Source organism: Nocardioides sp. (assembly GCF_034670285.1).
Taxonomy (GTDB): Bacteria; Actinomycetota; Actinomycetes; order Propionibacteriales; family Nocardioidaceae; genus Nocardioides.
Genome location: NZ_JAXMNS010000076.1, coordinates 1 through 11,293 on the forward strand (window position 1 = coordinate 1; position 11,293 = coordinate 11,293).

12 protein-coding genes and 1 pseudogene are annotated in these 11,293 nt (G+C 71.8%); 10 read left to right on the top strand and 3 right to left on the bottom strand.

Going from position 1 to position 11,293, the window contains the following annotated elements:
- A pseudogene (locus VOI19_RS05685) lies at window positions 1–350 on the bottom strand (septum site determining protein); the annotation flags it as partial.
- 157 nt (window positions 351–507) lie between these two features.
- Here VOI19_RS05685 and VOI19_RS05690 point away from each other — a divergent pair.
- A complete protein-coding gene (locus tag VOI19_RS05690; protein WP_323791990.1) occupies window positions 508–1,299 on the top strand; it encodes an HAD-IB family hydrolase in 792 nt (263 codons plus the stop codon).
- 89 nt (window positions 1,300–1,388) lie between these two features.
- Window positions 1,389–1,748: a hypothetical protein gene (locus VOI19_RS05695; protein WP_323791991.1), complete on the top strand. Its 360-nt coding sequence runs from the start codon at window positions 1,389–1,391 to the stop codon at window positions 1,746–1,748.
- 324 nt (window positions 1,749–2,072) lie between these two features.
- On the opposite strand, the gene VOI19_RS05700 is transcribed toward VOI19_RS05695, so the two are convergent.
- Window positions 2,073–2,810: an oxidoreductase gene (locus tag VOI19_RS05700; RefSeq protein ID WP_323791992.1), complete on the bottom strand. Its 738-nt coding sequence runs from the start codon at window positions 2,808–2,810 to the stop codon at window positions 2,073–2,075.
- A gap of 61 nt (window positions 2,811–2,871) precedes the next feature.
- Here VOI19_RS05700 and VOI19_RS05705 point away from each other — a divergent pair, with 61 nt between their 5' ends.
- Window positions 2,872–3,930: a class I SAM-dependent methyltransferase gene (locus VOI19_RS05705; RefSeq protein WP_323791993.1), complete on the top strand. Its 1,059-nt coding sequence runs from the start codon at window positions 2,872–2,874 to the stop codon at window positions 3,928–3,930.
- 30 nt (window positions 3,931–3,960) lie between these two features.
- Here the strand turns inward: VOI19_RS05705 and VOI19_RS05710 are convergent, their stop codons facing one another.
- Window positions 3,961–4,689 carry a sirohydrochlorin chelatase gene (locus tag VOI19_RS05710; protein ID WP_323791994.1) on the bottom strand — a complete coding sequence of 243 codons (729 nt, stop codon included), beginning with the start codon at window positions 4,687–4,689 and terminating at the stop codon, window positions 3,961–3,963.
- A 72-nt stretch (window positions 4,690–4,761) separates the two neighbouring features.
- On the opposite strand from VOI19_RS05710, the gene VOI19_RS05715 reads away from it, so the two are divergent.
- The 7 genes from VOI19_RS05715 to VOI19_RS05745 form a co-directional block, all read left to right on the top strand.
- A complete protein-coding gene (locus tag VOI19_RS05715) occupies window positions 4,762–5,877 on the top strand; it encodes a sensor histidine kinase (protein ID WP_323791995.1) in 1,116 nt (371 codons plus the stop codon).
- Entirely contained in the window at window positions 5,874–6,638 is a 765-nt protein-coding gene (locus tag VOI19_RS05720; protein ID WP_323791996.1) for a LytTR family DNA-binding domain-containing protein, read from the top strand. The genes VOI19_RS05715 and VOI19_RS05720 overlap by 4 nt, the downstream gene beginning before the upstream one ends.
- Window positions 6,639–6,678: 40 nt before the next feature.
- Complete coding sequence (locus VOI19_RS05725; protein ID WP_323791997.1) at window positions 6,679–7,020, top strand: hypothetical protein; 342 nt, start codon at window positions 6,679–6,681, stop codon at window positions 7,018–7,020.
- The gene (locus VOI19_RS05730) at window positions 7,020–8,531 is read left to right on the top strand and encodes a cation acetate symporter (RefSeq protein ID WP_416366340.1); all 1,512 of its coding nucleotides are present in this window, start codon (window positions 7,020–7,022) and stop codon (window positions 8,529–8,531) included. Before VOI19_RS05725 ends, VOI19_RS05730 begins: the two co-directional genes overlap by 1 nt.
- Window positions 8,532–8,699: 168 nt before the next feature.
- A complete protein-coding gene (locus VOI19_RS05735; RefSeq protein WP_323791999.1) occupies window positions 8,700–9,065 on the top strand; it encodes a DUF485 domain-containing protein in 366 nt (121 codons plus the stop codon).
- A 1-nt stretch (window position 9,066) separates the two neighbouring features.
- Window positions 9,067–10,659 (top strand): cation acetate symporter, encoded by a 1,593-nt coding sequence (locus tag VOI19_RS05740; RefSeq protein ID WP_323792000.1) that lies wholly within the window; start codon window positions 9,067–9,069, stop codon window positions 10,657–10,659.
- 178 nt (window positions 10,660–10,837) lie between these two features.
- Window positions 10,838–11,293 (top strand): acetyl-coenzyme A synthetase N-terminal domain-containing protein (locus tag VOI19_RS05745; protein ID WP_323792001.1); only part of this gene is annotated, 456 nt, incomplete at its 3' end.

Consider the following 11,293-nt stretch of genomic DNA (forward strand, 5'->3'; position numbering starts at 1 on the left):
CCGCGCGTGGCGCCGGGGTCGCCGGCATCCGTCAACCGCTCGACCAGCCACGGGGTGGAGGTGGCGAGATCGACGACCCCCTCGGCCCCGAGCACGAGCGCGACCCGGAAGAGGTCACCGACGACCGGACCCTCCGCCAGCACGTGCACCCCGTCGCGGCGCTCCGGCCCGAGATCGGCGAGCAGGGGCGCAAGGTCGGCGCCGACCAGCACCAGCGGCGCGTCGCTCCACCCTCGCAGAGCCGTGGGGAGGTCGACGGCGACGTCGGGGCTCACGCCGGCGGCGGCAGCCAGGCGCAGGAGCTCCTCGCGCAGGGAGTCCGAGGTGGTGACGATCAACGGTGGCTTCATGCACCGCACGGTGCCGGGAAGTGGGGCCTCGGCGGCCGCGGCCGATCGCCCCTGTGGACGACCGCGATCCGCGCCTCGCCTGTGGACGACTGGTGGGCACGCAGCGGTGACGCTGCACCTCCGATGGGCGCCTACGACGGGCGCCTACGATGGGCGCATGGTGCCGACCGCGGCGTTCTTCGATCTCGACAAGACGATCATCGCCAAGTCGAGCACGCTCGCGTTCTCCCGACCCTTCCAGGCCGGGGGGCTGATCTCCCGGCGTGCGGTGCTCAGGTCGGTCTACGCCCAGTTCGTCTTCCTCGTCGGCGGCGCCGACCACGACCAGATGGAGAAGCTGCGCGGCTTCATGTCGTCACTGGTGGCCGGCTGGGACGTCGCCACCGTGCGCGAGATCGTCGCCGAGACGCTGCACCACGTGGTGGATCCGATCGTCTACGCCGAGGCGGTGACCCTCATCGCCGAGCACCAGCTCGCCGGTCGCGACGTCGTCATCGTCTCCGCCTCCGGCACCGAGGTCGTCGAGCCGATCGGTGAGCTCCTGGGCGCCGACCACGTCGTGGCCTCCCAGCTCACCGTGGAGGACGGCAAGTACACCGGCGGCATCGACTACTACGCCTACGCCGAGGAGAAGGCGCGCGCCATCGAGGAGCTCGCCGTTGAGCGCGGCTACGACCTCGCCGACTGCTATGCCTACAGCGACTCGGTGACCGACGTGCCGATGCTGGCCGCCGTCGGCCACCCCTTCGCCGTGAACCCCGACCGTGACCTGCGCCGCGAGGCAGAGGAGCGGGGCTGGCCGGTGCTGGTCTTCACCAAGCCGGTCGCCCTGCGGAGCCGGGTCTCGCTGCCGCCGGCCAAGCCGACGCTGGCGGCGCTCGCCGTCGGTGGGGTGGTCGCCGTCGGTGGCGTCGTGTGGTCGAACGCGCGCAAGCGCCGCTCGGCCTGAGGCGTCCCCACGGCTCCCCTGCCCTGGACCCGAGACCTATTCTGGACTCGGCCGCAGCGTCGCGGCCCGGAGCAGAGAGCAGAGGCGTCGTGGGACTCCTGTCACGCATGCTGGGGGGCCGCCCCGGTGGAGCGGCCATCACGGCCACCATTGCCGACGCCGTCCAGGTGCTGCCCGGCGTCGTCGAGCAGGCGCTGGTCTTCAACCACCAGCCCAACAACTCCGGAACCGTCTCCGGAGTCGTCGACGTCACCGACACCCCCACCTTCCTCGAGGTGCTGCGCACCGTGCGCCGGGTCCTCGACCCGCTGCTCGGAGAAGGTGCCGATCAGGTGACCTTCTACGTCACCGGACGCACGCTGGACGGCGCCTCGGTGCAGCCGGGCGACCTCGGCCTGAGCCAGCCGCCGAGTGGCCTGGAGATCCGCCAGCGCCTGCTCCGCTCCTGATCGACCCGCGGCCCACGCAGCACTGACGTGTGACCTGGATCACCACCGGCTTGTCGGAAAAGTCAAGCCCCGCCAGCTCTTGTTCGCACCCTCGGACAGGCGTAGACAAGGGGTCAGGACAACTCAAGAGCAACACGTGAAACCGGGTACCCACGCGGCGATCCACCCTTCTTGAGGGCGCGTGTCGACGGGACATTCCCGAGGCAGCATTAGAGACAGCACGCTTGGTAGCCAGCGGGCTCACGTGTCAGCGGTGGCACTCGAGGTTACGACCTCGGGTGCCACCTGCATGTGCGCTCTAAACGCGGGGTGAAACCCCGTCCGCTACTCAGCAGCGCGGCGCAGCGGGCTCGCCTCGGCGCCGGCGGCGAACGCCTCGGCCCCGTAGAGCACCCAGGCGTGCACGCCTGCGGCGCCACCCTCGGCATACCCGCGGAGGTTGGACTCGTAGGCCTCGCGCAGGGCGAGGTGCCCGGCCTCCGGCACGCACAGAGACTTCTCGTCGACACCGCGCGCGACCAGAACCAGCCGCTCGACCGCGCGCGCGACGATGCCGTTGTGGGAGACGAAGGGCGCGGCAGTGATCAGCTCGGCGTGCACCATGGCGGCCACGACCAGTGCCGGAGCGGCTCCGTCGGAGGTGACGACGGTGGCGATGTCACGCAACCGACCCGCGGCCTCGGCGTCGCGGGGACGACCCAGCCGCTCGGGCTCGACGGTCGCGCCGGCCGCCAGGGCGTGCACCCGGGCGAAGGCCTGCAGCGGTGAGCGACCCAACGTCGGCACCAACGACAACAGCTCGGTCGAGACCCGGACGGCGTCGCGAGCGATCTCGTCGCCGACCCCCTCGCGTACCTCGGCGAGCGTGGAGGTCGAGCCCTCGAGCACGGCGCTCGCGTGCGCACCGCGCAGCAGCGACTCGGCGGTCGTCTCGGGCGAGGTCTTTCGCAGGCCGCGGTCGCGCAGCATGATGTCGATGCCGTCGCGCGTGGCGGCGTACGCCGAGGGGACGCCCTCCAGCGAGACCAGCCAGGCGAGGGGATCACGGGCATCTGCACTCACGCATCGAGAGTAGGGCGTGGTGACCCCATGGACGGGGGTCGGGGTCGTAGCATCGCGTGACATGAGCGATGACCGTCACGACCAGGCGCGCTCCTTCGGCAGCGTGGCCGACGCCTACGACCGAGGGCGACCCACCTACCCCGCCGACGCCGTCTCCTGGCTGGCCACCGGCGAGGTCCCGGACGACGCTCCCGGCAGCCCGGCCGGCTCGCAGGTCACCGTCCTCGAGCTCGGGGCGGGCACCGGCAAGCTGACCCGGACCCTCGTCGCCCAAGGCCACGACGTCCACGCGAGCGAGCCCGACCAGGCAATGCTCGAGATCCTGCGGCGCGACCTGCCGGGAGTGCCCACCTCGCTCACCGGGGCCGAGTCGATCCCCCTCGGCGACGCGTCGGTCGACGTGGTGATCGCCGCGCAGTGCTTCCACTGGTTCGACGCCGAGGCCGCTCTCGACGAGATCTCGCGCGTGCTCAAGCCGGGCGGCCACCTGTCGCTGGTCTGGCACTGGCGCGACGAGCGGATCCCGTGGGTCAAGAAGCTCGGACGCATCATCGGCACCCAGGACCACGTGGCCGACCCGGCATCCGCCCTGGCCGAGTCGGACCTCTTCGGTGAGGTCGAGGAGCAGACCTTCAAGCACTGGCAGGTCGTCAACCGCCGCAGCATCGTCGACCTCGTCCAGTCACGCTCCAACGTGGCGATGATGAGCGAGACCGAGCGCTCGGCCACGATCGAGTCCCTGCTGGCGCTGTACGACGACTACGGCCGCGGCATGGACGGCATGCAGCTGCCCTACCTGACCCGTTGCTTCCGCAGCCGGGCGCTGCCCCGTCGGGCGCCCGCCCCCGCGCCCGCTGCGACCTCCGCTGCAACACACGCCGGCGACGACCAGCCGCGGGCCTCCACCGACCCGGCCCTCGACCTGCCCGCGCTCGCGCTCGACCCGTTGGTGCAGCCGACGGTGCCGCTCTCCGTCTCCGACCTGGTGAGGGCGGGCCTCTCGCGCCGGCCCGGTGTCGACCCGCTGGCCGACTCCGCCGACCGGATGCCGCGCGTCGCCTTCAGCGACCACAGTGGCCCGAGCGACGACACGGGCATGCTCCTCATCGACTTCCGCTGAGGCTCGAGCGGGTCGAACGGGTCGAGCGCGTCAGGCGGTGAGAGCCTGCACGCGGGCGACGATCAGGTCGACGACGGCGCGGTGCGCACCCATCACGTCGGCGACGGCGACACCCGCGGGGGCCTCGCGACGCAGCCGGTCGTGGAAGAAGCCCGGCGAGAGCAGGTAGGGCGAGACCGCGTCGCCGGGTCGGATGATGTCGGCCGGGCGGGCACCGTGACCCGAGAGCGTCGCGAGCTCCACCTGGCCGTCCCAGGCGCGCGCGAGGTGGGCGACGGCGCACAACTGGTCGCAGGTGGCGGCCTCGTCGCTCGAGCCCGCGGCGACCAGGACGACGCGCTGACCGCGGCGGGCACCGGCCTCGACGAGCCGCTCCACCTGGGCCTGAGCGAGGAGCGGGTCGGGGCCGAGCTGGCGCCCGAGCGCGACCGGCACCGAGGCCAGGGCCGCCTGCTCCGGCAGGTCGGAGCGCATGTGGAAGCCGGTCGAGAGAAGAAGCGGCACGACGACGGCAGGCTGCTCGGCATGGGTCATCACGTCGGCGAAGAGCGGCTCGGACAGCTCGACGTACGTCGCGACGGCCGGCATCCCCAGCCGCTCACCGGCGGCGGCGGTCAGCTCGCGGGCGACCTCGTTGCCACCGTCCTTGCGGGTGCCGTGAGCGACCGTGACCAGCGTCGCCGGCCCGGGCAGTGTTGCCGTCGCACCGGTCATGTCTGCTGCGTCGCTGATGGCGTGCTGCGTTGCTGTGTCCCCCACGTCCGCGACTATGCGCGCCTTGTCAGTTCATGACAACCCCCTGAGGCAGACGGGTCATGTGATCATGGGCTCATGGTGCGCAGGTGGCGTCGGACCCACCTGGGGTCCGAATCGGATCGGGCGACCTTCCGCACCCTCCACACCGCCTCGCTCGCCTCGCCCGCGCTGCGCGAGGGGCTCACCCGCGACAGCGCCGAACGATCGGTGCGTCATCTGGGCGACCTGCTCGGCACCCCCGCGCTCGCGATCACCGACACCGCCGACGCACTGGCCTGGCACGGAGCCGGCACGCACCACCGGGCGCAGGTGCCGGCCCTCGTCGCGGCCGTGCTGGAGCGCGGTCGCACCCGCAGCTTCGAGGCCGACGCGCTCTCCTGCGCGCACGGTGCGTGCCCGGTGCGCACCGCGGTCGTGAGCCCGCTCGTCGTCGACGGACTCATCGTCGGCACCCTCGCCGCGTTCGCGCCGTACCCCACCGCCGGGCTCGCCCGAGCCACGGACGAGGTGGCCACGTGGATGTCGGGCCAGCTCGAGCTCGCCGAGCTCGGAGCATCGCGGGCCCGACTGGCCGAGGCCGAGGTGCGCGCGTTGCGGGCCCAGATCTCGCCGCACTTCATCTACAACTCGCTCGGTGCCATCGCCAGCTTCGTGCGCACCGATCCCGACCGCGCCCGCGAGCTGCTGCTCGAGTTCGCCGACTTCACCCGCTACTCCTTCCGCGCCCACGGCGAGTTCACGACGCTCGCCGAGGAGCTCCGCTCGGTCGAGCGCTACCTGCTCCTCGAGCAGGCCCGCTTCGGCGACCGCCTCCAGGTGACCCTCAGCATCGCGCCCGAGGTGCTGCCCGTCGCCGTGCCGTTCCTCTGCATCCAGCCGCTCGTGGAGAACGCCGTGCGCCACGGGCTGGAGGGCGTCACCGGCATCGGCCACGTCACCATCACCGCCCGCGACCGCGGCACCGACTGCGTCATCGAGGTCGAGGACGACGGTCGCGGCGAGGACCCCGAGGTCGTGCGACGTGCGCTCGCCGGCGACGTGGCGGTCGACTCGGTGGGGCTCGGCAACGTCGACGCGCGCCTGCGGACGACGTACGGCGACGACCACGGCCTGGTCGTCGAGACCGCCCCCGGAGCGGGCACGAAGGTGATCGTGCGGCTGCCGAAGTTCGCCGCCGGGGTGGTCGCGTGAGCACCGCCGCAGGGCTACCGGGACTCCGCGTGCTGGTCGTGGACGACGAGCGACCCACCCTCGACGAGCTCGACTACCTGCTCTCGCGCGACCCCCGGGTCACCGAGGTGCTCACGTCGCAGTCGGCCACCGACGCCCTGCGGGTGCTGCGCGAGCACGAGGTCGACTGCGTCTTCCTCGACATCCAGATGCCGGGGCTGACCGGCCTCGAGCTCGCCGAGGTGCTGCAACGCTTCCGCACCCCGCCGGCAATCGTCTTCGTCACCGCCCACGAGGGCCACGCGGTCGAGGCCTTCGACCTGCGCGCCGTCGACTACGTGCTCAAGCCGGTGCGCGACGCGCGGCTCGCCGAGGCCGTACGACGGGTGGTCGAGGGCAGCGAGCGCGCGCCGGTCGCGGCGCCCGACGTCCAGATCCCCGTCGAGCGTGGTGGGGTGACCCGGTTCATCGACCGGGGCGACGTGACCCACGTCGAGGCGCAGGGCGACTACGCGCGTCTGCACACGCCGTCCGGCAGCCACCTGATCCGCGTGCCCCTGACGACGCTCGAGGAGGAGTGGGCAGCAGCGGGGTTCGTGCGCATCCACCGCTCGGTGCTCGTGGCGATCGGCCACGTCACCGAGGTCCGGATGGACGGCGGTCGCTGCTCGGTGGTCGTCGCCGGCACCGGCCCGGCCGGCGGCGGCGCCGTCGAGCTCGGCGTGAGCCGCCGCAACACCCGCGACCTGCGCGAGCGGATCCTCCACCGTGCCGGCCCCTGAGGACACCGGGCACGCAGGGGGGGTGCCGCAGCGGGTCCGGGTGACGGGTCCCGACCGGCGCCCGCGACCCGGGCCGCGCACCGGCGACATCGACGACGAGACCCGGTTGGGTGCGGTCTTCGTCGACTCCCTGCTCCGCGAGCAGCTCTGGCTGGCGCTGCGGATCCTGCTCGTCCTGGGCGTGACGGTGGCCGGGCTGCCGCTGCTCTTCCACCTCGCGCCCGGCCTGGCCGACGTCCGCCTGCTGGGGATCCCTGCGGTCTGGCTCGTGCTCGGCGTGCTGGTCTACCCCTGGCTGGTGGTGCTCGGCTGGCGCTACGTGCGCCGAGCCGAGCGCAACGAGCGCGACTTCGCCGACCTCCTCGCGGAGCGCGGCGAGTGATCGAGACCAACGACCTGCCCGGCGTGATCGCCGTGGTCCTCGTCAGCCTCGCGACCCTGGCGATCGGCACCTGGGGCCTGCGCCTGTCGCGCACGACGAGCGACTTCTTCGTCGCCTCCCGCACGGTCGGCCCCAAGCTCAACGCCTCCGCGATCGGTGGCGAGTACCTCTCGGCCGCCTCGTTCCTCGGCGTCGCCGGGCTGCTGCTCACCTTCGGCGCCGACATGCTCTGGTATCCCGTCGGCTGGACGGCGGGCTACCTCGTGCTGCTGGTCCTCGTCGCCGCGCCGCTGCGACGCTCCGGCGCCTACACGCTGCCCGACTTCGCCGAGGCGCGACTCGCCTCGCGCCGGGTCCGCAACGTCTGCTCGCTCTTCGTGGTGGCGGTCGGCTGGCTCTACCTGCTTCCCCAGTTCGAGGGCGCCGGCATCACCCTGGCCGCAGCGATCGACGCGCCGCGCTGGGTCGGGCCGCTCGTCGTCGGCCTCGTGGTGCTGGTCAGCGTCGGCTCCGGCGGGATGCGCTCGATCACGTTCGTGCAGGCCTTCCAGTACTGGCTCAAGCTCACCGCCCTGCTCCTGCCCGCCGCGGTGCTGCTCGTGGTGTGGGCGGGGGACAGCGTCACCGGTCCCGGTGCGACGCGCGACGGCTGGTCGATGCCGCTCGCGGACGGCGGCGCGCAGGGCCTCTATACGACGTACTCGCTCATCATCGCGACCTTCCTCGGCACGATGGGCCTGCCGCACGTCGTCGTGCGCTTCTACACCAACCCCGACGGCCGGGCCGCTCGTCGTACGACGCTGGTGGTGCTCGGGCTGCTCGGGATCTTCTACGTCATCCCGCCGGTGTACGCCGCCCTCGGTCGCGCCTACGGAGCCGTCGGCGCCGACGGCGGCGCTGCCGACACCCTGGTGCTGGACCTGCCCCGGCTGATCCTGCCCGGGCTGAGCGGCGACATCCTCACCGGACTGGTGACGGCCGGCGCGTTCGCTGCCTTCCTCTCGACGTCGTCCGGGCTGACCATCGCCATCTCCGGGGTGCTGACTCAGGACGTCACCGGCCGTCGACTCCCGGAGGTCACGGCGTTCCGGGTGGCGACCGTGATCGCGGTCGCCGTCCCGCTCGCCGCGACCCTGGCCCTGCCCGACATCGGCGTGGCCCGCACCGTCGGGCTGGCCTTCGCGGTGGCTGCGTCTACCTTCTGCCCGCTGCTCGTGCTCGGCATCTGGTGGCGTGGGCTCACCGACGTCGGGGCGGTGGTCGGCCTGCTCGTCGGCGGCGCCGGGTCGGTCGCCGCCGCCACCTGGACCCTCTTCCACGCCCGCACGGCAGAGGCCGACCGGGGCTGGGTCGACGTCCTGCTCACCCAGCCCGCCGCCTGGTCGGTGCCGCTGGCCTTCGCCTCGATGGTGCTCGCCTCCCGGCTCACGGCGGGGCGGGTGCCGACGCACGCTCGGCGGTTCATGGTGCGCCTGCACACGCCCGAGGCCGTCGAGCTCGACCGCTCCTGACCGCCCCCGACCGCCCCCGACTGCCCCCGACCGCTCGTCGCGTCAGCCCGACCGCTCGTCGCACAGCGACGTCCGCAGGTCGCAGACACCGTGCGCACCCCTGACGTGGTGACCCGGATCACTCCTAGCGTGACGGCGATCACTCACCCCAGAGAGGCAGCGACGCCCATGTCCAACGACACCTCGCCCCACGAGCAGGCGGCCCGGCACGACCCGGTCTACGACCGGCTCGCCGCCGAGCCCGAGTTCCTCGAGCTCCGCCGCCGCTACCGCGGCTTCGTCATCCCCGCCACGGCGGTCTTCCTCGCCTGGTACCTGCTGTACGTCGCGCTGTCGACGTGGGCGAGCGACTTCATGGCCCACCGCCTCTTCGGCAACATCAACGTGGCCCTGGTCTTCGGGCTGCTCCAGTTCGTGACGACGTTCGGCATCGCCTACCTCTACAGCCGCTTCTCCAACGCCCGCCTCGACCCTCTCGCGACCACGCTCAACGAGGACTACGAGACCTACATGACGTCGAAGGACGGTCGCTGACATGGACACCCAGATCCTCACTACCGTGCTGTTCCTGTCGGTGGTCGCGCTGACCATCGGCATCACCGTCAAGGCCAGCCGCTCGACCTCCGGGACGGCCGACTTCTACGCCGGCGGCCGCAGCTTCTCGCCGCTGCAGAACGGCCTCGCGATCGGCGGCGACTACATGTCGGCCGCCTCGTTCCTGGGCATCACCGGGATCATCGCCCTGTCGGGCTACGACGGCTTCCTCTACTCCATCGGCTTCCTCGTCGCGTGGCTGGTCGCGCTGCTGCTCGTCGCCGAGATGCTCCGCAACTCCGGCCGCTTCACGATGGCCGACCAGCTCGCCTTCCGGATGCGTCGCAAGCCGGTGCGCCTCGCCGCCGCGTCGTCGACCGTGGTCGTCTCGATCTTCTACCTGCTGGCCCAGATGGTCGGCGCCGGCACGCTGGTGGCCCTGCTGCTCGGCGTCGAGAGCCAGGCGATCAAGAACATCGTGATCTTCGGTGTCGGTGCGCTGATGATCTTCTACGTCACCGTCGGCGGCATGAAGGGCACGACGTACGTGCAGATCGTCAAGGCGATCCTGCTGATGACCGGCTCGGCGCTGATCGTGGTGCTCGTGCTCGCCCAGTTCGACTTCAACCTCTCCACCCTGCTGGGCGCAGCCGCCGACAACAGCGGCAAGGGCCAGGCGTTCCTCGAGCCCGGCCTGAAGTACGGCGCCGATCTGACCAGCAAGCTCGACTTCGTCAGCCTCGGCCTCGCCCTGGTGCTCGGCACGGCCGGCCTGCCGCACATCCTGATCCGCTTCTACACCGTCCCGACGGCGCGAGACGCCCGCAAGTCGGTGCTGTGGGCGATCGGCCTCATCGGCACCTTCTACCTCTTCACCCTCGTGCTGGGCTTCGGTGCCGCGGCGCTGCTCGACACCAGCACCCTGGACGCCTCCGGCAACCTGGCTGCCCCGCGACTGGCCGAGGCCGTCGGCGGCGGCGCCGGCAGCACCGGTGGCGCCATCCTGCTCGCGCTGATCGCAGCCGTCGCGTTCGCCACGATCCTGGCCGTCGTGGCTGGGCTCACGCTGACCTCGGCCGCCTCGGTGGCCCACGACGTCTACAACAACGTGATCCGCAAGGGCGAGGCCACCGAGGCCGAGGAGATCAAGGTGACCCGGCTCGCGGCCGGCGGCATCGGCCTGGTCGCCATCCTGCTCGCCATCCCGGCGCAGAGCCTCAACATCGCGTTCCTGGTGGCGCTCGCCTTCGCGGTGGCCGCCTCGGCCAACCTGCCGACGATCATGATGAACATCTTCTGGCGCCGCTTCAACACCCGCGGCGCACTGTTCAGCATCTACGGCGGACTCCTCTCCGCCGTGGGCCTGGTCTTCTTCTCCCCGACCGTGTCGGGCACGGAGACCTCGTTGATCACCGGGATGGACTTCGCGTGGTTCCCGCTCAACAACCCGGGCCTCGTCTCGATCCCGCTCGGCTTCCTCTTCGGAGTCATCGGCACCCTGTCGGCCCGCGAGCCGGCCGCCGAGGACCGCTACACCGAGCTCGAGGTGCGCGCCCTGACCGGCGCCGGCTCCGAGAAGGCCATCAGCCACTGACCCGCACCACCCGCCCGCACGACTGGGGACCAGCTCCTGCCGCCCCGGCGACGACCTCGCCGGGGCGGCGGGCACCTCGGGCACCTCGGGCACCTCGGGGCAACCCCCACACGACAACCCGGCCACTGCGTCCTACTGTGACCAGAGCCACCAGAACAAGACATCAGGAGAGCCCACCGTGAGTGACGAGACCCTGTCGAACCTGCTGAAGGAAGACCGCCGCTTCGAGCCGCCGGCCGACCTCGCTGCCAACGCCAACCTCACCGAGGAGGCCTACGCGCGAGCCGCTGCCGACCGCGAGGGCTTCTGGGCCGAGCAGGCCGATCGACTGAGCTGGGACACCCGGTGGGACCGCGTCCTCGACTGGGACGACCCGCCGTTCGCCAAGTGGTTCGTCGGCGGCAAGCTCAACGCGGCCTACAACTGCGTCGACCGGCACGTCGAGGCCGGCAACGGCGACAAGGTCGCCTTCCACTTCGTGGGCGAGCCCATCGATGACGACCCGGCCAACAAGCGCACGATCACCTACGCCGACCTGAAGGACCTCGTCTGCCAGGCGGCCAACACGCTGACCGACCTCGGCGTCCAGGCCGGCGACCGCGTGGCGATCTACATGCCGATGATCCCCGAGGCC